Source organism: Sporanaerobacter sp. PP17-6a (assembly GCF_900095615.1).
GTDB lineage: Bacteria > Bacillota > Clostridia > Tissierellales > Acidilutibacteraceae > Acidilutibacter > Acidilutibacter cellobiosedens.
On the sequence record NZ_FMIF01000013.1, the window covers coordinates 62,690 to 82,666 of the forward strand.

Annotated in this window: 20 protein-coding genes and 1 pseudogene; 20 read left to right on the top strand and 1 reads right to left on the bottom strand. The window is 33.5% G+C overall.

Features of this window, described 5'->3' with window-relative positions:
- The first annotated feature begins 78 nt into the window (after positions 1 to 78).
- Together guaB and guaA are read left to right on the top strand one after the other, a co-directional pair.
- Positions 79 to 1,530 (top strand): IMP dehydrogenase, encoded by a 1,452-nt coding sequence (guaB, locus tag PP176A_RS06570; RefSeq protein WP_071139668.1) that lies wholly within the window; start codon positions 79 to 81, stop codon positions 1,528 to 1,530.
- 17 nt (positions 1,531 to 1,547) lie between these two features.
- Positions 1,548 to 3,068 (top strand): glutamine-hydrolyzing GMP synthase, encoded by a 1,521-nt coding sequence (guaA, locus tag PP176A_RS06575; protein WP_200796065.1) that lies wholly within the window; start codon positions 1,548 to 1,550, stop codon positions 3,066 to 3,068.
- A 55-nt stretch (positions 3,069 to 3,123) separates the two neighbouring features.
- Here the strand turns inward: guaA and PP176A_RS16745 are convergent.
- Positions 3,124 to 3,372: pseudogene (locus PP176A_RS16745) on the bottom strand (Fic family protein); the annotation flags it as partial.
- Positions 3,373 to 3,639: 267 nt separating this feature from the next.
- Between PP176A_RS16745 and PP176A_RS06585 the strand changes: the two are divergent.
- The 18 genes from PP176A_RS06585 to PP176A_RS06670 all read left to right on the top strand — a co-directional run bounded on the left by PP176A_RS06585 (position 3,640) and on the right by PP176A_RS06670 (position 19,976).
- Positions 3,640 to 3,840: a DpnD/PcfM family protein gene (locus PP176A_RS06585; protein WP_071139671.1), complete on the top strand. Its 201-nt coding sequence runs from the start codon at positions 3,640 to 3,642 to the stop codon at positions 3,838 to 3,840.
- A gap of 4 nt (positions 3,841 to 3,844) precedes the next feature.
- Positions 3,845 to 4,606 (top strand): DpnI domain-containing protein, encoded by a 762-nt coding sequence (locus PP176A_RS06590; RefSeq protein WP_071139672.1) that lies wholly within the window; start codon positions 3,845 to 3,847, stop codon positions 4,604 to 4,606.
- A gap of 250 nt (positions 4,607 to 4,856) precedes the next feature.
- Positions 4,857 to 5,624 (top strand): nucleoside phosphorylase, encoded by a 768-nt coding sequence (locus PP176A_RS06595; RefSeq protein WP_200796066.1) that lies wholly within the window; start codon positions 4,857 to 4,859, stop codon positions 5,622 to 5,624.
- A 16-nt stretch (positions 5,625 to 5,640) separates the two neighbouring features.
- The gene (locus tag PP176A_RS06600) at positions 5,641 to 6,213 is read left to right on the top strand and encodes a GNAT family N-acetyltransferase (RefSeq protein WP_071139673.1); all 573 of its coding nucleotides are present in this window, start codon (positions 5,641 to 5,643) and stop codon (positions 6,211 to 6,213) included.
- A 122-nt stretch (positions 6,214 to 6,335) separates the two neighbouring features.
- Complete coding sequence (locus PP176A_RS06605; protein ID WP_071139674.1) at positions 6,336 to 6,992, top strand: rhomboid family intramembrane serine protease; 657 nt, start codon at positions 6,336 to 6,338, stop codon at positions 6,990 to 6,992.
- A gap of 356 nt (positions 6,993 to 7,348) precedes the next feature.
- On the top strand, positions 7,349 to 10,204 hold the full coding sequence (locus tag PP176A_RS06610) for a sigma 54-interacting transcriptional regulator (protein WP_071139768.1): 2,856 nt from the start codon (positions 7,349 to 7,351) through the stop codon (positions 10,202 to 10,204).
- A gap of 102 nt (positions 10,205 to 10,306) precedes the next feature.
- The gene (locus PP176A_RS06615; RefSeq protein ID WP_071139675.1) at positions 10,307 to 10,720 is read left to right on the top strand and encodes a PTS sugar transporter subunit IIA; all 414 of its coding nucleotides are present in this window, start codon (positions 10,307 to 10,309) and stop codon (positions 10,718 to 10,720) included.
- 50 nt (positions 10,721 to 10,770) lie between these two features.
- Positions 10,771 to 11,271 (top strand): PTS system mannose/fructose/N-acetylgalactosamine-transporter subunit IIB, encoded by a 501-nt coding sequence (locus PP176A_RS06620; RefSeq protein WP_071139676.1) that lies wholly within the window; start codon positions 10,771 to 10,773, stop codon positions 11,269 to 11,271.
- A gap of 27 nt (positions 11,272 to 11,298) precedes the next feature.
- Complete coding sequence (locus tag PP176A_RS06625) at positions 11,299 to 12,066, top strand: PTS mannose/fructose/sorbose/N-acetylgalactosamine transporter subunit IIC (protein ID WP_071139677.1); 768 nt, start codon at positions 11,299 to 11,301, stop codon at positions 12,064 to 12,066.
- Positions 12,066 to 12,887: a PTS system mannose/fructose/sorbose family transporter subunit IID gene (locus PP176A_RS06630; protein ID WP_071139678.1), complete on the top strand. Its 822-nt coding sequence runs from the start codon at positions 12,066 to 12,068 to the stop codon at positions 12,885 to 12,887. The genes PP176A_RS06625 and PP176A_RS06630 overlap by 1 nt, the downstream gene beginning before the upstream one ends.
- 93 nt (positions 12,888 to 12,980) lie before the next feature.
- Positions 12,981 to 13,694 (top strand): N-acetylmannosamine-6-phosphate 2-epimerase, encoded by a 714-nt coding sequence (locus PP176A_RS06635; RefSeq protein ID WP_071139679.1) that lies wholly within the window; start codon positions 12,981 to 12,983, stop codon positions 13,692 to 13,694.
- A 32-nt stretch (positions 13,695 to 13,726) separates the two neighbouring features.
- On the top strand, positions 13,727 to 14,449 hold the full coding sequence (locus PP176A_RS06640; RefSeq protein ID WP_071139680.1) for a sugar isomerase domain-containing protein: 723 nt from the start codon (positions 13,727 to 13,729) through the stop codon (positions 14,447 to 14,449).
- Positions 14,450 to 14,963: 514 nt separating this feature from the next.
- The gene (locus PP176A_RS06645; protein WP_071139681.1) at positions 14,964 to 15,455 is read left to right on the top strand and encodes a PTS system mannose/fructose/N-acetylgalactosamine-transporter subunit IIB; all 492 of its coding nucleotides are present in this window, start codon (positions 14,964 to 14,966) and stop codon (positions 15,453 to 15,455) included.
- Between the two features lie 34 nt (positions 15,456 to 15,489).
- Complete coding sequence (locus tag PP176A_RS06650) at positions 15,490 to 16,254, top strand: PTS mannose/fructose/sorbose/N-acetylgalactosamine transporter subunit IIC (protein ID WP_071139682.1); 765 nt, start codon at positions 15,490 to 15,492, stop codon at positions 16,252 to 16,254.
- Positions 16,244 to 17,104, top strand: a complete 861-nt coding sequence (locus PP176A_RS06655) for a PTS system mannose/fructose/sorbose family transporter subunit IID (RefSeq protein WP_071139683.1) — start codon at positions 16,244 to 16,246, stop codon at positions 17,102 to 17,104. Before PP176A_RS06650 ends, PP176A_RS06655 begins: the two co-directional genes overlap by 11 nt.
- Positions 17,105 to 17,179: 75 nt before the next feature.
- The gene (locus PP176A_RS06660) at positions 17,180 to 18,160 is read left to right on the top strand and encodes a D-isomer specific 2-hydroxyacid dehydrogenase family protein (RefSeq protein ID WP_071139684.1); all 981 of its coding nucleotides are present in this window, start codon (positions 17,180 to 17,182) and stop codon (positions 18,158 to 18,160) included.
- Positions 18,161 to 18,177: 17 nt separating this feature from the next.
- A complete protein-coding gene (locus PP176A_RS06665) occupies positions 18,178 to 18,885 on the top strand; it encodes an RraA family protein (RefSeq protein WP_071139685.1) in 708 nt (235 codons plus the stop codon).
- Positions 18,886 to 18,908: 23 nt separating this feature from the next.
- On the top strand, positions 18,909 to 19,976 hold the full coding sequence (locus tag PP176A_RS06670; RefSeq protein WP_071139686.1) for a zinc-dependent alcohol dehydrogenase: 1,068 nt from the start codon (positions 18,909 to 18,911) through the stop codon (positions 19,974 to 19,976).
- The last annotated feature ends 1 nt before the right edge of the window (position 19,977 follow it).

The following is a 19,977-nucleotide window of genomic DNA, read 5'->3' on the forward strand; positions in this document are numbered from 1 at the left end:
GTTATTTTTAAAGGAAATATTTTTATTGTAATATTTAATTATATTATTTATGAATAAGACCTATAAGGAGGAATTTTAATGGAATTTGTTGGAGAAGGACTTACTTTTGACGATGTCCTTTTATTACCCTGTAAATCTGAAGTGCTTCCCAAGGAAGTAAAAATAAACACTCTATTAACTAAAAAGATTAAATTAAATATACCTTTGATGAGTGCCGGAATGGATACTGTTACGACAGCAAAAATGGCTATAGCTATGGCAAGAGAAGGAGGAATAGGGATTATCCATAAGAATATGACTATCGAAGAGCAGGCTATGGAAGTGGATAAGGTGAAGAGATCTGAACATGGAATTATAACGGATCCTTTTTATTTGTCCGCGGTTCATAGTGTTTCCGATGCTCTTGAGCTTATGGAAAGATATCACATATCAGGGGTTCCTATTACAAATGATGACGGAAAATTAGTAGGCATAATTACTAACAGAGACATTAGGTTTGAACGGGATACAAGTAAGAAAATAGACGAAGTTATGACTAAAAAGAATCTTGTGACTGCTGATACATCTATTTCTATGGATGACGCCTTAGAAATAATGAAGGAACATAAGATTGAAAAGCTTCCTTTAGTTGATAAGAATTTTATATTGTCAGGTCTTATCACAATCAAGGATATTGAAAAATCAATAAAGTATCCAAATGCGGCCAAGGATGAATCGGGAAGGTTACTTGCAGGGGCGGCAGTGGGGATTACCCACAATATGATGGAAAGAGTAGATGCATTGGTAAAGTCAAAGGTGGATGCAATAGTTCTTGATACTGCCCATGGACACTCTAAAGGTGTAGGAGAAGCGGTAAAGAAGATTAAATCCAAGTACCCGGATCTGCAATTGATTGCAGGTAATATAGCTACTGGAGAAGGAGCGAAGTATTTAATAGATGCAGGAGTGGATGCAATAAAAGTGGGAATAGGGCCGGGTTCCATATGTACAACGAGAGTAGTTACGGGTATAGGAGTTCCTCAAATGACTGCTGTAGTAAATTGTGTTAATGTAGCAAGGAATTATAATATTCCGGTTATTGCTGATGGAGGAATAAAATATTCCGGAGATATAACTAAGGCTATGGGCGCAGGTGCTAATGCAGTAATGATCGGTTCATTGTTTGCGGGAACGGAAGAAAGTCCCGGAGATGAAGAATTATATGAGGGAAGAAGATTTAAAGTATATAGAGGAATGGGTTCTTTAGCAGGTATGGCCGCCGGCGGTAAGGATAGGTATTTTCAGGAGGATTCTAAGAAATTAGTTCCGGAAGGCGTGGAAGGAAGAGTTCCTTACAGAGGACCATTAGGAGATGTAGTATTTCAGCTTATGGGAGGATTAAGAGCAGGAATGGGGTATGTTGGAGCTAAGAACATTGATGAACTTCATGAGAAAGCCAGATTTATAAAGATTACAAATGCCGGATTAATAGAAAGTCATCCCCATGATATTAACATAACTAAAGAAGCTCCAAATTATAGCAAGAGATAGTTAAAGGAGGGTATATTTTGATAATTATTCTTGATTTTGGGGGGCAATACAGTCAGCTTATAGCCAGAAGAGTAAGAGAAGCAAAAGTATATTGTGAGATAGTACCATATAATCATCCTATCGAAAAAATAAAAGAGAAATCTCCTGACGGAATAATTTTGTCGGGAGGTCCTGCAAGTATTTATGCAGCAAATTCACCGAAATGCAGTGGGAAAATATTTGAGATGGGAGTTCCCGTATTAGGTATATGTTATGGCAATCACCTCATAGCTCAGCATTTTGGCGGAAATGTGAAGAGATCTCCGTCAAGAGAATATGGAATAACCGAAGTGAAGATAAATAAAAGCAGTTTATTGTTTGAAGGATTAGAAAATAAGATGAATTGCTTAATGAGTCATACGGACTATATTGAAAAAGCTCCCGAAGGTTTTAATATTATAGGCAGTACGGAAAAATGTCCTGTAGCAGCTATGGAAAATCCAAAATATAAAATTTATGGAGTGCAATTTCATCCGGAAGTTGTCCATACTGAAAAAGGAAAAGAGATATTATCCAATTTTTTATTTAAAATATGTAAATGTATTGGCAACTGGAACATGGATGATTTTATTGAATTTTCCATAAATGCTATAAGAAACCAAATCGGAAAGGGAAAAGCTATATGTGCCCTGTCTGGAGGAGTAGATTCTTCTGTGGCAGCAGTTCTTGTCCATAAAGCCATAGGAGACAATCTTACATGTGTCTTTGTAGACCACGGATTGCTGAGAAAAGATGAAGCCAAACAGGTAATAACTGTATTCAAAGAAAAATTTCATATGAATCTTATTGCTGTAGATGCGAAAGAAAGGTTTTTAGAGAAACTTAAAGGAATAACAGAGCCTGAAAAGAAACGAAAAATTATTGGAGAAGAATTTATAAGAGTATTTGAGAAAGAACAGAAGAAACTTTCAGGGATTGAATATTTGGTTCAGGGGACCATATATCCCGATGTAATAGAGAGCGGAACAGGAAGGGCAGCTACTATTAAAAGCCATCATAATGTAGGAGGACTTCCGAAAGACGTAAATTTTCAATTGGTCGAACCTTTAAGACAGCTTTTTAAGGACGAGGTAAGGAAAGTAGGGAAAAATCTGGAGCTTCCTGAAGAAATAGTACAAAGGCAGCCTTTCCCGGGGCCGGGTCTTGCTATTAGAGTATTGGGCGAGGTAACGGAAGAAAAACTGAAAATTGTTCGTGAATCGGATTTTATATTTAGAGATGAAATAAAAAAAGCTAATTTGGAAAAAGAAATTTGGCAGTACTTTGCGCTTCTCCCCGGAGTGAGAAGTGTAGGAGTAATGGGAGATGAAAGGACTTATTCTTACACTGTGGCCTTAAGGGCAGTTACCAGCACAGATGGAATGACCGCAGATTTTGCAAAGATACCTTTAGATATATTAGAAAAGATTTCAAACAGAATAGTTAATAATGTAGAAAATGTTAACAGAGTTGTTTATGATATTACGAGTAAACCACCAAGTACGATCGAGTGGGAATAGGAAACAAATACCAGAAATTCATATAAACAACATTGAATTTCTGGTATTTGTTTTTTTAAGACATTTTAGGAGATGGAATGTGCAGCAGTCTCATAATATCTTTTTCAGATTCCAATACTCGTTCTGCAATAAAGTCTATGAATGGTTTGTCATTCTTGTGAGCTTGCTCCAGTAGACTTATATATTCCAGTCTTAAGTTTAGTGGAATTATGGCTAACACATATCCATCCTGAATGAGTGACGTATTCATTAACAGCCGGGCAAGCCTTCCGTTTCCGTCAATGAAGGGGTAAATGAATACAAAACGTTTATGGAGCTATGCCGCAAATTCCACTGAATGATATTTCTTTCTTTCTGATTTAGAATATAATATCAATATTATTATAATATATATTGTTACTAACTAATGACTGAAACCATGAGCGTACATAGCTATTTCAATTAAAGGAGAAAACTTCTAATGTCAAAGAATTCCATAGAGAAATTTTTTATGTATTTGCAATTATTTTAGGTTTAATTTATCCTAAAATAATTATATACTATAAAGTAGAAGGGAAGAAGGAGAAATAATATGAAATATTATGTTACAATTGAAGAGTTGGTCAGCAAGGCATTTGAGGTTGAAGCTGATGATGCTTGCAAGGCGGCACAAATTACAGAGAGAAAGTACAAATGTGGCGAATTTATTTTAGATCCCGGTAGTTTGGTATGTAAACAGATGATGGTTGAAGATGAAAATAACATATCCGCAACGGAATGGATGGAGTTTTGATATTATGAATTTAGTTTTCGATAAGCAGTTAGCGATTTCTTATAAGAGTAATTCCCAGAAAATTCGAGTAATGAGTGAAACTTGGATAGAAAGAAATGTTTTTTGCCCATATTGTGGAAATAGTAGAATATCGAAGCTGGCAAACAATATCCCTGTTGCTGATTTTAAATGCAAATGTTGTGGCGAAATATTCGAACTGAAAAGCAAGAAGGGAAGATTTGGAAAGGAAGTAGCGGATGGTGCTTATGATACAATGATAGAGCGTATCACAAGCTATTCAAATCCTGATTTATTCTTGCTTCAATATGATGAATTTAATGTCACGGATTTAATTGTTGTGCCAAAATTCTTCTTTGTCCCTGATATTATCAAGAAAAGGAGGCCTTTATCCCCGACTGCAAAACGTGCAGGGTGGACAGGTTGCAATATAATTTACGATAAAATACCATTCCAAGGGAAAATTGAGATAATCAAAGATCGGACAGAAATTGATAAGAAAGTTGTTATTAATAACTATCATAAAGCAATTAATTTGAAAATAGATAATATATCAAATCGAGGATGGTTATTTGATGTCCTTAATTGTGTTAATAAAATTACCAGTTATTATTTTTCATTAAATGATGTTTATGAATTTGCAGACGATTTACATAAAAATCATATTAACAATAATAATATTGAAGCTAAAATAAGACAACAATTACAGATTTTAAGAGATAAAGGTTATATTGAATTTTTGGGTAGAGGAAAATATAAAAAACTTTAGCTCTTGATAATTGTTCTACGATATGTTAAAATATTACCCAATTAAGCAATATTACACAATTTTTAGTGAAATTGCATACACATAAAGTGAGTGTATCTAAGGTAGGCTTGAATTAGGTTATACCTAAGCGATACAGGGATAGTTTTGAATTTCCTACACGCAGATTAAATTAAACCTGCGGAGTCACTATTTAAAAAGTGATTCTGCGGGTTTTTTATATTATTTTTTATTGCTATAAGGGGGGATTGATATGCTGAGAAAAGAATTTCCAATATTAGAATTTGACGATACAAAAGAGGCTGTTATTGAACCGCACAAAACAATAGAGAAATTAAATGTACCGGAATATGGGGTAATGTGCTTTTTTAACGATATTTTGCGGAAGTTCAAAGATCAAGGGAAATTAAGGACTATAGCCTCCTTTAAATCTGAGATGGGGGAAAATCCTATGTATGAATTGGAATACGAAGGAAATAAAGTTGCCGTTTTTAACCCTGGCGTAGGCGCTCCATTGGCTGCTTCAGTATTGGAAGAAGCAATAGCTATGGGTATAAATAAATTTATTGCCTGTGGCAGTGCCGGGGTTTTAAATAAGGAAATTGCAGTTGGTCACATTATAATACCAACTTCAGCGGTAAGAGACGAAGGAATGTCATACCATTACCTTCCACCAGGTAGAGAAGTAGAAGCTAACAGAGAGGCAGTAGAAGCAATAAAAGAGGTTTTGAAAAACTATAAATATAAATATTTGATATCAAAGACATGGACAACAGATGCTTTTTATAGAGAAACGCCGCAAAAAGTGAAGTTGAGAAGAGAAGAAGGATGTTCAACTGTTGAAATGGAAGCTGCTGCTTTCTTTGCAGTAGCAAAATTCAGAAACATAAAATTTGGGCAGATATTATATGGTGGGGACGATGTAAGCTGTGAAGAATGGGATTCAAGAAGTTATAATACAAGAAATCACATAAGAGAGAATTTATTTTGGCTTGCTGTTGAAGCCTGTTTGAAACTATAAAAAAGGAGGAATGAATATGTATTTTAAAAAAATTGTAGGACAAAAATGTTATTTATCTCCAATAAATGAGGAGGACTACGAAAAATATACGGAATGGGTTAATGACATGGAAGTAGCTGCAGGACTTATATTTGCATCTAATCTCATAGGACCGGAAGCCGAAAAATTAACTTTAGAAAGGCTTTCTATTGACGGATATAATTTTGCCATTATAGACATAAAGAAAGATGAACTCATTGGGAACTGTGGATTTCCAAAGCTAGACCAGTTAAATAAAGCAGGAGAAGTGGGAATATTTATTGGCAATAAGGACTATTGGGGCAAAGGTTACGGACAGGAAGTACTAAAGCTTTTGTTGGACTTTGGCTTTAATATATTGAATTTGCACAATATCTCTCTAAAAGTATATTCATTTAATCAACAAGCAATAAAATGTTATAAAAAAGTTGGTTTTAAAGAGGCGGGGAGAATTCGTGAATCAAAATTTATAGCGGGAAAAGCTTATGATGAGATTTTTATGGATATCTTGGATAAAGAGTATGAGTCGGTTTATATAAATGATATAGTGGGGAAAAAACTGCAGAAATAAAAAAATGGGGCAGAGTGAGTTTAAAGAGTATATCATATTATAAATACATGTTATAATCTAAATATAAATAAAAATGATATATATAGAATTGTCTTTATTGTTTCAGGAAAGTAGGGGATAATATGATTCCGCTCAGGGATAGCGAACCAAGTAGAAAAGTTCCCTTGGCTACGCTGTTTATTATATTTTTAAATGTTATGGTATTTATAAAACAATTCACCTTGCCTTATGACGAAGCTTTAAATATGGTATATAAATATGCTTTTATACCGGCACGCTTTGCCAACGGATTGACCGACATTAGATCTTATATTCCCTTGTTCACAAGTATGTTTATGCATGGGGATATAATTCATATCGTCAGCAATATGTGGTCATTATGGCTATTTGGCGATAATGTGGAAGAACGTATGGGATTTTTTAAATTTATTGTTTTTTATATATTAACCGGCTTGATAGCAGGATTTGCCAATTTTATCTTTGACCCGATATCAAATATACCGACGCTGGGAGCCTCAGGAGCTATTGCGGGGGTGATGGGAGCCTATTTCATAATGTTTCCTCATTCCAGAATATTAACTTTAATCCCTATTATTCCGTTTTTCATACGGATACCTGCCGGGGTTTTTCTGTTTTTATGGTTTATTAGCCAACTTCGTTCGGGTATTTATGGAATTGCAGGGGGAATAGCCTGGTGGGCTCACATATTTGGTTTTTTGGCAGGAGTATTTTTATATAGGAAATTCCTCAAAAGAAGGAAAAGTATGGGGGAATTTTAATTGTTTAAAGAGAAAAATAGGATTTTATTAGTGTTATAAAAAAGAGTTCTAATTATATAGAAAGCCATTATAGTGTTATTTTGTTTATCAATGATATATATTATTGATATGAAGTTTTGAATATAAAATTTGATATTAAGTATTGAGTTTGCAAGAGTAAAGAACCATACCTTATATAATAAAAATTATTTGGCATGGTTCTTGCTCTATATAAAATAGACTTAGGAATGTTAACAAAAGATGTTGTATCAACAGATGTTCTAAAAAGGTATATAAATAATATATTAGGATATTTTTATACTAAAGAGTTTTATGAAAATTGCATAGGTAATACTTTTAAAAGGATGGTTACTACAATGACAAATAAAGAAATAATTAAAGAACAATTAAAGAGGATTACCTTAGAAAATATAAACGATAATGATAAAAAGTTTGGTACAAATGCTCAAGAGATATCCAAGATCACATCTTTAAACAGAACCTTAGTAAGCCATTGTTTAAACATTCTTAATAAGGAAAAAAATGCAATAAAGATTAATACCAGACCGGTGTATTTTATAGATTTAGGAGTTTTTGAAGATTATTTTAATGTAGATATAGAAGATGAAGTTATATATAGTAGTTTTAGAGAATTGATTGAGGTAAAGGATAGAATAAAAAGTAATAGACATCGTTTTCAGACTGATGAATATATATTTAAGGATTTAATAGGATATGAGGGCAGTTTAAGTTATCAATTAGAACAATGTAAAGCGTCCGTTAAGTATCCGCCCAAAGGACTGTCTATTCTTATTGAAGGACCTACCGGATCAGGAAAAAGTTTTCTGGCAAGTAAGGTTTATGAATATGCTAAGATTAACGGTTATATAGGGGAGGACGCACCTTTTTTAGTTTTTAATTGTGCTAAGTATGCTCATAATAAAGAATTGCTTGCGGCTAACTTATTAGGTTATAAAAAGGGGGCTTTTACCGGTGCTGATAAAGATATGAAAGGTGTTATTGAGAATGGAAATGGGGGTTATATTTTTTTAGATGAGGTGCATAGATTATCCCCGGAAGGTCAAGAACTGCTCTTCTATTTCATGGATAAAGGGGAATTTAGAAGAATAGGAGAAAATGACGTATGCAGACATTCTGATATCAGGTTTATATTTGCTACAACAGAAAATCCGGAGGATGTATTATTAAAAACTTTTTTAAGGAGAATCCCTATAACTATAAAAATACCATCACTAAATGAACGACCTAATAATGAAAAATTTAAACTTATACACCATTTTTTTAGAGAAGAAGCTATTTCCATAGGATGTAATATAAAAGTATCTAAATATGCTTTAAGAATATTAACTCATGCTAATTTTACCGGTAATGTAGGACAGTTAAAAAATGAAATTAGGCTTGCTTGTGCCAGGGCTTATAATAATAATGATTTTACTGAAAGCAAAGAATGTAAATATATATATGTTAATTCAATGTGTCTTTCAGATAATATTACAAATAATGCGGTAAACGATAAAATGAGTTATATAGACAGTTTTTATAATGGATATATTTTACAGGATTTAGTTGTTAGTGAATCAGATAATGATGTTAAAATCATAAACAGAAAATATGGCAACAGAATACATGAAAAATTTTATGACGATATGTTAGAACTTTTTTCCCAAATAGTTCCGAACGAAAAAGATCCGATAATTATAGAAAAAATTAAAAACTTAGTAGACGATTATTTTGGTAAGTTAATATTAAATATGAATTTTTATAGCAAAGAAGATATTAGACATGCTAGATTTGATAATTTGTATAAATATATGAAGGATATATTTTCCATTTTAAAATCCAGATATGATGTTAGATATCATGATAACCAGATTTATAAACTGACTTGTTTTTTAGAGAAAGGAATGGAAGATTACTATGGTTTAGTTTTAAAAAACTATGAAATTAAATTTAAAAAATATATGAATTTATTAAAAGACCATTATTCAAAGGAATATGATTTAGCATATAAAATTGCAGATTTTATAAAGTCTAACTTGGATATTACAATTGGGGATTTAGAAATGGTAGTTATGATTTTATATTTCATTAGCTTAACAGGAAAAGAAAACATAGAAAGCGTAAAAGCCGTTTTAATAGCTCATGGGTACTCTACCGCCAGCAGTATTGCTAATGTGACTAATCATCTGTTAGGGACCAATATCTTTGAATCCTTTGATATGCCTATTGAGACCAGTACTCAAGATATTGTAAATAGAATAAAACAATATTTTAAGGAAGTGAATACCTCAAAAGGTATTGTTATACTGGTAGATATGGGGTCTTTAGAGGAAATATATAAAGGACTGGAAGACATATCCCATGGAACAATTGGAATTATAAACAATTTAACTACAAAATTAGCCTTAAAAGTGGGAAGCGATATAAAAAAAGGTTTATCTGCCGAAGAAATAATTAAGGATATAGAAAATGTTGAATGCTATAAATGTAAGATAATACGTATAAAGAATAAAAAAGAAAAAACGTTAATAGTCACTTGTTTTACCGGTATAGGGACAGCAATGAAGATTAAAGACCTATTGATTAAGAGTTTAGGAGAATATGCTGACAATATAAAAGTCACAGCGTATAGTTATTTGGAACTTGAGAAAAACAAATATAATGATAATATCTTTAAGGATTTTGACGTAGTAGCCATTATTGGAACAGAAGATCCTGAAATTTTAGAAATACCGTTTTTATATTTGGAAGATATAATATCTACTAATAAAGATCATATGGTAAGTAATATATTGGAGGATGTTATCCCTAAAGAAAAGATTCCACAGGTAAAACAATCCATAATGAAATACTTTACTTTGGAGAGTGTTCTTAGTTATATTACCATCTTGAATCCGGATAAAATAATTGATCAACTGGAAACTGCAATTGAGACATTACAATATGAAATGAGAAGACAATTTTCCGGTGATACTATAATATGTTTATATATACATTTGAGTTGTTTAGTTGAAAGATTGGTAACTAAAACACAGTTAGAGGAAGAAGGAATAAAAAACATTGAATTGTTTAAAGAAAATCATAAAGATTTTATTGGTGTTATAAAAAAGAGCTTTAATTATATAGAAAACTACTATAGTGTTAACATACCTATCAGTGAGATATATTATTTATATGAAATTTTAAATGTAAAACTTGACGCTAAGTATTGAAATTATAAGGATAAAGAACCATGTTTAAGTGGCATAAGGCCATTTGGCATGGTTCTTGCTTTATTATAAAGACAAATTAGCAAAATTGGGAGGTAAGTTGTTTTGACAGGAATAATAGTAGTTACACACTCAAATATGGCGGATGGAATAAAGGATGCAGCTGAGATGATAGTAGGGGAACAGAAAGGTTTTTTCTCTGTTGGATATTATGTAGGAGAATCTTTGGAGGACTTATATAAAAAAATTGAAGATATTATATTATTAAATACTTTATATGAAAATTGGATTATATTTATAGACATGTTTGGAGATACACCATCAAACGTAGCTTCTGTAATTTGTACTAAATACAATGTAACCATTGTAACAGGTGTTAACTTAGGAATGTTAATGGAGGCTATTGTGTCAAGAAATAGTTCAAAAGGAGATAACTTAATAGATTCTTTATTAGAAGTAGGGAAATCAAGTATTAGATATATAAATAAAGATATGATTTTAAATAATATTAAAAAATAAATTTTTAGCTGCCTAAATAATTACATTTATTAAAGAAAGAAGGTGAAATCGTGAGTATAAGTATATTTAGATGTGATGATAGGTTAATTCACGGGCAATGTATTGTTAGGGTTTTAAATGATTTTCATATAAAAAGGATTTTATTAGTAGATGAATTTACAGCGACAAATCCTGTAATCAAAAGTGTCTATCAAATGGCTGTACCACCGACTGTTAAAGTAGAAGTTTTAAGGTCGTCCGATTCCTATGAAAAGATAAAAGAGGCTATTAATAATGAATTAAACAATTTAATTCTTATTAAAAATCCCAAAGTAGCTTTTGAAATATTTAAAAATGTAAATGGACTGAAAAAAGAGTTAAATATTGGCCCTATGAGCAGCAGAAAGGGTACTGCTAAAGCTACCTATTTTTCTAATCTTTTAAAAGAAGAAGCCGAGGCTATTGAAGGATTATATCAATTAGGAGTCAGAGTATATTTTCAGCAAGTAACCGATCAAAAAGAAATTGAATGGAGTTCTATTAGAGACAAGGTTTTGCAAGTTTTTAAATAAAAATTATTAATATAAGGAGGTATTATTATGAATTTTTTTCAAGCATTACTGATCGCCCTTATTGGTAGTTGTGCCTCTATTTATGGACCATGGTTGTTGGGAACAATGGGCGGATGGTACACAATAGGCAGACCGTTAATAGCTGGGGCTGTTATAGGGGTAATATTGGGAGATATCAAAACCGGTATATTAATAGGAGCAGCTATACAAGCATTATATATCGGACTTGTAACTCCCGGATTATCTATGCCGGGGGATATTAACTTTGCCGCATATATAGGAATTCCATTAGCAATTGTAAGCGGTGCCTCTCCAGAATATGCGGTTAGTCTTTCTGTTCCACTAAGTTTTCTTGGAGTTGCCTTTGTATATTTAGTAGTTACCGTAAATGTCATATTTGTTCATAAACAAGAAAAATGGATTGAAGAAGGTAAACTTAAACTTGCTAATGGTGTACCGGTATTTGGAAGTTTAACCAACTTTGCAGTTAGATTTTTCCCTATTCTTTTAGCAAACTATTTTGGTTCTCCGTATATATCGAAATTAGTTAGCATTATACCGGAATCCTTAGGTAACATATTTATAATATTGGGTGGTATGTTACCGGCAGTTGGATTTGGTTTACTTCTTAAATTCATGTTAAAGGATAATATAGAAATATTATACTTCCTATTTGGATTTGTTTTAGTCTCGGTATTTAAAATATCTATAATTCCGGCTACTATTATAGCTCTATTATTTGCGTATTTGGACATTAAATATAACAGAACTGATAACAGAGAGGGGGCAGCTTAATGAGCGAGAAAAAATTATCTAGAAAGGATTTACGCAAAGTATATCGTAACTGGGTAATGTATAGTTTATCTTGTCAAAACATGGAACGTATGGAAGCACCGGCATTTGTCAGAATTATGGGAATAATTGCAGACAAACTTTATGATAATAAGGAAGATCAAAAGCAGCTTATGTCAAGGCATACTCAATTTTTTAATACGGAACCTCTTATAGGATCTATTATTCCCGGAATTGTATTAGGAATGGAAGAACAAAAAGCATCAGGGCAAGATATACCTGATGAATTAATAGGAGGGATAAAAACTGCATTAATGGGGCCTTTAGCCGGTATAGGTGATTCTTTAATGGCCGGAACTTTGGTACCGATATTATTAAGTATTGCGTTGGGATTATCAAAGGATACGGGTAGTATTGCAGGACCCATATTTTATGTTGCAGCATATTTAGGAATTATGTTACCTCTTACATGGTTTTTATTTCATAAAGGGTATACCACCGGTTTAAAATCCGCAGAGGTTATTTTATCAGGTGGAAAGAAAGACATGATAACAAGAGCATTTAATATAACCGGTTTAATGGTTTTAGGCGGAATATCTGCTCAATATGTTGCAGCAAAAATTGGATTAAGTTATAAGTCAGGCGATATGGCATTGGAACTTCAACCAATGTTAGATGGAATATTTCCATCGCTTCTTCCTTTATTATTGACAATAATGAGCTGGAGATTATTGGATAAAAGAAAGATAAATATTGGGTGGGTATTTGTTATATTTATTGTAATAGCAATTATTGGATCTTTAACAGGATTTTTAATACCTTAAAAAATTAAATCCATAATATATCCTAAAACGAAATGTTGGGATATATTATGGATAAATTATTGCTAATAAAAAATAAAGGAGGAACTTAAATTAATGAATGAGTTGCTGAAAAAATTAAAAAATGGGCTGATAGTTTCTTGCCAAGCTTTTGAAGGCGAACCCTTGTATGGTTCCGACAATATGGCTAAAATGGCTAAAGCTGCGAAAATAGGCGGAGCTGTTGGTTTAAGAGGTTGTTGGCCGGATGATATCAAAGCAATGAAGAAGACAACTAATCTACCTATAGTTGGTATTTATAAAGTAATGGATGAAAAGACTGATGTATTTAGAGATATAATTATTACTCCTACTTTTGAAACCGCCAAAGAAATATATGAAGCAGGTGCAGATATTATTGCTTTAGATTGTACAAAGAGAAGAAGCAGTTTAGAAACAGAGAAATTAATATATAGGATAAAGACAGAATTGAATGTTACTGTAATGGCGGATATCAGCACATTAGAAGAGGGAGTTAATGCTGCCGAATTTGGAGCTGACATTATTTCTACCACATTATCCGGATATACAAATTATAGTACTCAATCTATTGAACCGGACTATAAGTTAATCCAAGAATTAGTTGAAAAGATAGACAATCCCATTAATGCAGAAGGACGCTATTGGGAGCCGGAACAAATGGTAAAAGCCTTTGAATCCGGTGCATGGACTGTAACCATAGGAACCGCTATAACCAGACCACAGCTGATAACTAAAAGATTTGTAGATAGGCTAAATCAATATAATAAATATGAAGCAGAACACGAATAATAAATATTATGTTAATTTGGGAGGTATATAACATGTCAAGTTTAAAATATATAGAGGAAGTACAAAAATTGATAAATGACATTAAAGACACACAAAATGATAATATTAAAAAAGCGGCTGAAATGTTTGTAGAAACAATAAAGAGAGATAAAATAATTCACGTTTTTGGTACGGGTCATTCCCATATGATTGGAATAGAAATGTTTGTAAGAGCAGGAGGATTAGCCAATGTAGAAGCAATGCTGGATAATACTATACTTACTAACTTTGGGGCCAGAAAAAGCGGAAATATAGAAAGATTAAGTGGATTGGCAGAAATAATTTGGAATGACTATGAGATTCAAAATGGAGATATTATGATTATAGTATCCAATTCAGGAAGAAATGCGGTACCGGTAGAAATGGCAATGCTTGCGAAAGAAAAAGGGATATATACAATAGCTATAACTTCCTTAAAGCATTCAAAAAATTGTGAATCAAGGCATGTAAGTGGCAAGAGGCTATTTGAATTGGCGGATTTAGTAATAGATAACTGTGTACCAAAAGGAGATGGATTATTAGATTTTAATGGAGTGCAATCAGGGGCAAGTTCGACTGTAGCAGGTTCTGTAATAGTAAATGCTATTGCTACTGAGACTTTAAACATATTATCAGAAGAAGGATGTAAATTGCCTGTATATGTAAGTCAAAATGTGGATGGCTATAACAATGACGAGATATATGAAAAATATTCTCACAGAATCAAACATATTTAAAGAAACAAGTAATTAAATTTAGGAATTTAATTGTTTTTGACGAGGATTTAAGTATTTTAAAAACTATTTAATGTAAAAAATAAAAAAAAATATATAAAGGGGTGTTGCAAAACTGATTTTAAGTAGAGAGCGACACTACCTTTTTCTTTAAATGCTAAAAATCTTAAATTATTTCAGCGAATATTTTGGAGGGACAAAGTTTTGTATTAAAATTATAATTTTGGATATTTAAAATTTGGTAGACGGGTAAGAGAAAAGTGTTTTGTCCATTTTTCTTTGTCAGTTATTTTTTGAATATTGATGAATCAAATTGTAAAAGATAAGTTTAAGCGCTTGAACTTATCTTTTTTTTATAATATATGACATTAATTTCGCATTAACTACGCAAAAAAACAAAAATATAAAAAAATATTCCTAAAAATTAAAATATATATTGAAATTATATACCGTTTTGAATATAATATAAGTAACAGCGATGAAAGCGCTTTTATAAAAATATAAGGAGAGGATTAACATGGCAGACATTCGTCTAATAAGAGTAGACTTCCGATTGATGCATGGACAGGTTATTGCAAACTGGTTGAATCAAGTAGATGGAAATGCAATTATGATTGTCAACAAACAATTATCGAAAGATCCGTTTATGAATAATGTATACAAAATGGCGGCACCAAAGGGAGTAAAAGTAAGTATTTTTGATCTTGATACAGCACTGGAAAAGATTAAAAGTGAAAAATATACTTCTAATAGAAAATTGATTGTATTGTTTAAATCAGTTACAGATGCCAAAGAAGCGTATGAGAAGGGTTTCCCTATCAGCGAACTTCAAGTTGGAGGCCTTGGTTCAGGGCCAGATCGGGTACAGATTACAAATCAAATTTATCTAAACAAGGAAGATACAGATAAATTACTTGATATGAATGGAAAGGGGGTAAAGGTTTATTTACAGGCTGTACCAAAGGAATCTGAACTTTCAATTGATAAAGCAGCAGAAAAAGTCAAATAATTGAAAGAAAAAAAGTTATAAGGAGGAAAGAAGGATGAATAATTTCATTCAAGCACTATTAATTGGCTTGGTGTACTGGCTGGGAACCAATCGTTTATGGTATGGAACAACGACAGTTATCAGACAACCATTAGTAATGGCAGTACCCTTAGGACTAATTATGGGAGATATTCAAACAGCAATGATAATCGGCGGGACATTACAGCTGATATATTTGGGAGCCATTGCACCCGGAGGAAATATTCCGGCAGATGAGGCATTTGCAGCATGTGTAGCTATTCCCATTGCAATTAAAACAGGGATTAGCGCAGAAGTAGCAGTATCATTGGCAGTGCCGGTAGGACTGTTAGGTGTACTTCTTGATACATTACGTAGGACATATGCATCTGCATTCGTAAGACTGGCAGATAAAGCAGCAGAAAAGGGAGACGGAAAAGCATTAAGAAGAGCATGCTTTTGGTATCCTTTCTTTGCAGCAATTCCGTTACGTGTGATTCCGGCATTCTTAGCAGCATATTTTGGAGCTGACGCGGTACAGGCATTTATGAACTGGATACCGGCTTGGGTAACAAACGGATTGCAAGTAGCAGGAGGAGTACTTCCGGCATTAGGATTTGCGGTAACAATGATTGTAATAGGAAAGAAATCATTATTACCATACTTTTTAGTAGGATTTATAATAATGGCATATTCGGGAATTAGTACTATTGGAATCGCAATATTAGGTTTATGTATTGCATTGCTACAGGGAAACTTTGCCCCAGCAACAGCAAACGGAGGTGAATCAGATGACGACTAATGTAGCGGAAAGAAAGCTTACAAGGAAAGACGTGATAAAGGCATGGTTGAGATATTATACAGTAACTGAAGTAGGAAACAGTTATGAACGACTGACAGCTTTGGCATTCGGATTTGGAATGGCACCGGTACTGGAAAAGTTATATGGAGATAATCCGGAACAGCTTAAAGAAGCATATAAACGTCATGTTTCGTTTTATAATTCAGAAGGAACATGGGGTTCACTGATAGTGGGAATAGCCATGGCGCTGGAAGAAGAAAACGCAAATAAGGTGTCCAAGCCGGAATATGATTCGGCAACAGATGAAGAAAATGCAACAGAGATGATAACGAATATTAAGATAGGTTTGATGGGACCTTTGGCAGGAATCGGAGACTCCATCGATATGGGAACTATACGACCAATTTTCCTATCTTTGTTTATACCGTTAGCAGCAAAAGGGAACATTCTTGGAGGAATCGGACCGTTAGTACTATTTGGAGTGTACATGTCATTCTTGGCATACTTCTTGGTGAGACAAGGATATACATTAGGACGAGACTCGGTAGCAAGTGTATTACAGTCGGGAAGAATCAGTAAATTAATAGACTCGGCAGGAGTATTGGGTCTGTTCATGATGGGAGCATTGAGTGCATCCTATGTAAAACTAACGACAAAGGTAGTTATCAATACAAGTGGAGGAGCATTTAAGATCCAAGATACATTGGATGGAATGTTACCGAAGTTATTACCTTTAGCAGTAGTATTTCTAATTTATTATTATATTAAAAAGAGAGGTCCGAAATACCTGAGAATTGTAGGTGCGATTATAGGATTTTCATTGTTGTTGTCATTATTAGGTATCGTTTAATTTTTAAAGTATACATGAACAATTAAATAGGTACATGTTAAACATGTACCTATTATTAATTTTGGGAGGAATATAATGAAAAAGGTTGCAATTGTAAATGCTAACAGTTTTGGACGCTATTTTCCGGAATTTATTGATATTTTGAAAGAGAATGTAGGAGAAGTCACAAGATTTAAATTTCCGTCCGATATTTCTGCAGAGGAACTTTCAAAAAAACTACAGGGATATTCATATCTGATTGTTGGAACAACTCCTAAATTTTCAAAGAAATTCTTTGAAAAGACCCCGTCAGTAGAATATATTGCCCGTTTCGGCATTGGTTACGATAATGTAAATGTGTTGGGAGCAAAAGAATTTGGCGTAGTTGCATCTAATATTCCCGGATATTTAGAAAAAGAAGATGTGGCAGAACAGGCAGTTGCTTTGGTGTTGGCTTTGTGTAAACATATAGTTAATGCTAATGCGGCGGTTCGTAAAGATGAGTGGAATGTCGATCGTGGAAGATTTTTAGGACGTAGAATCAATGGAAAGACAGTAGGAATCTTAGGATTTGGTAATATCGGTTCAACTTTTGCAAGAATATTATCTAAAGGATTTCAGTGTAAGATTTTAGCATATGATCCCTATTTATCAGCAGAGGAAATTGAAAGACGTGGAGGAGAAAAGCGAGAATTAAATGATTTGTTAAAAGAAAGTGATATTGTTTCATTGCATATTAACTTGACTAAGGAAAGCTATCATTTGATTTCGAAGGAAAAGCTGTCCCTTATGAAAAAAGATGCAATTCTTATAAATACTGCACGGGGTGAATTGGTAGATGAAGAAGCTGTTGCCCAGGCATTAGAAAACCGAGAACTCGCTGGTTATGGTGCAGATGTAATTGAAAATGAACCCCCTAAAATGGATCATCCCCTTTTACCTCTTGAATATGCAATTATTACGCCTCATGTGGGGACATACAATGCTGAATGTAATCGCCAAATGTGTCAGAGCGTTGTTGATGATGTGATCCGTGTTTATCATAATGAAAAACCCAGTATCGTACTTGAAAAATAAAGGAGGGAAAATAAAACATGGAACAAAATAACAAATTAGAAGAACTTAAGCAATTTGACACTCCAAGTATTACAAATGTGGTAGCTACTTATCCTGATAAAGACTATTGTCTTGGATTATATCATCCATGGAAAGGAAAGTGGTATACAGATCAGACATTGAAATGCATGTATCCTGAATTGGGCAGAACGGTAGGATATGCGGTAACTTGCACTTATGGCCTTCCCGACCCGAACTTTACAAATTTGAAATTTGCCGATGTGTTGAGGGCAGTTGCAAAAATGTCAAAACCGGTTGTTTTAATTGTAAAACAGAACATGCCGGAAGAAATTAAAAATATCAATGGCATGCTGGGGGGCAATATGATGACTGCATTAAAATCTGCTGGTGTAGTCGGCGTTATTTCTGATGGCCCTTCCAGGGATATTGATGAAATTCGGCCTTTAAAAATGCAGTACATGTTAACAGGTATTACGGCCGGACATGGCAAATTTGCTGTACATTCTGTTAACACTCCAGTTGAAGTATGCGGCATGCAGGTTGCCCCCGGAGATATCGTTCATATGGACGAAAATGGCGCAGTAAAATTTCCGGAAGAATGTTTAGATGATGTAATTAAATATGCAGAAAGGCTAAGAGAAATTGAATCGAAACGTCAGGGAATGATGAGAAATACTAATGATGTAGAAGAATTAATTAAGATTATGAGTGGATTATACGACTAATCAAGTTAAAGGAGAATAATATAATGGAAATTCCAAAAGAAACTAAATACGGTTGTTTGACATCAAAATTTCATGCGGAAGTTCGTATGATTTCTCTTCCTGACGAATTAAAATCAGGAGAAATTTTGATTCGCCAGGAAGCATGTAACATCTGTACTGCAGATTATACACAATGGCTTGGACAACGGGAACATCGAGGTTATCCAATGGCCGGTGGACATGAAGGCGTGGGAACTGTAATTGCAAAGGCCGATGATGTATATGAATTTAATTTGGGAGATCGAATCGCTTTTATTTTTCCATATTGTGGGCATTGTAAAAACTGTAAAATGGGAAGACAGGATGAATGTACATGCCGAGAAAAAGTAAAGCTTCCGTTAAAGGGGACCCAACAATATTTTGGATTTTCACAATACATGGTTCGTCATTCAAGATACTGTGTAAAAATTTCAAGAAAATTGCCATTGCCGGAAGCATGTTTTGTAGAACCTGTTGCCACAGTATTAAATGCTCAGAACAATTTAACCCATCGCCTTGGAGATACGGTTCTTGTTATCGGAGGAGGAACTATGGGTTTATTGAATGCTGAAGTTGAGAGATTACGCGGATCAAAGGTAATTGTCTCAGAGGTGATGGAGGAAAAATTAAAAAAAGCTGAAGAGATGGGATTTGAAACTATAAATCCGCAGGAGACAGATATAAAAACTGTGATTGATGAATTTACCGATCATGAAGGTCTGGATATAGTCATTCTTGCAGTTGGAAATCAGGTTGCTTTGAATCAAGCCTTAGATCTTATTAAGAAGAAAAACGGGCAGATATTGTTCTTCTCAGCCTCATATCCGTCAGCTGAATTGAATATACCGGCAAATAGGATCCACTATGACAAGTTAAGACTTCTTGGGGCATTTAATTCAACATTGATTGATTTCTATCAAGCATCGAGATTATTGGGGAACAAATTAGTCAATGTGAGCAAGCTGGTTGATTCAATATATGATTTGAACGATATACAAGAAGCTTTCAAACGAGCCAGCGAACCGAACACTTATCGTGTCTGCGTTAAATTGAACGAATGGGAGGATGAATAGT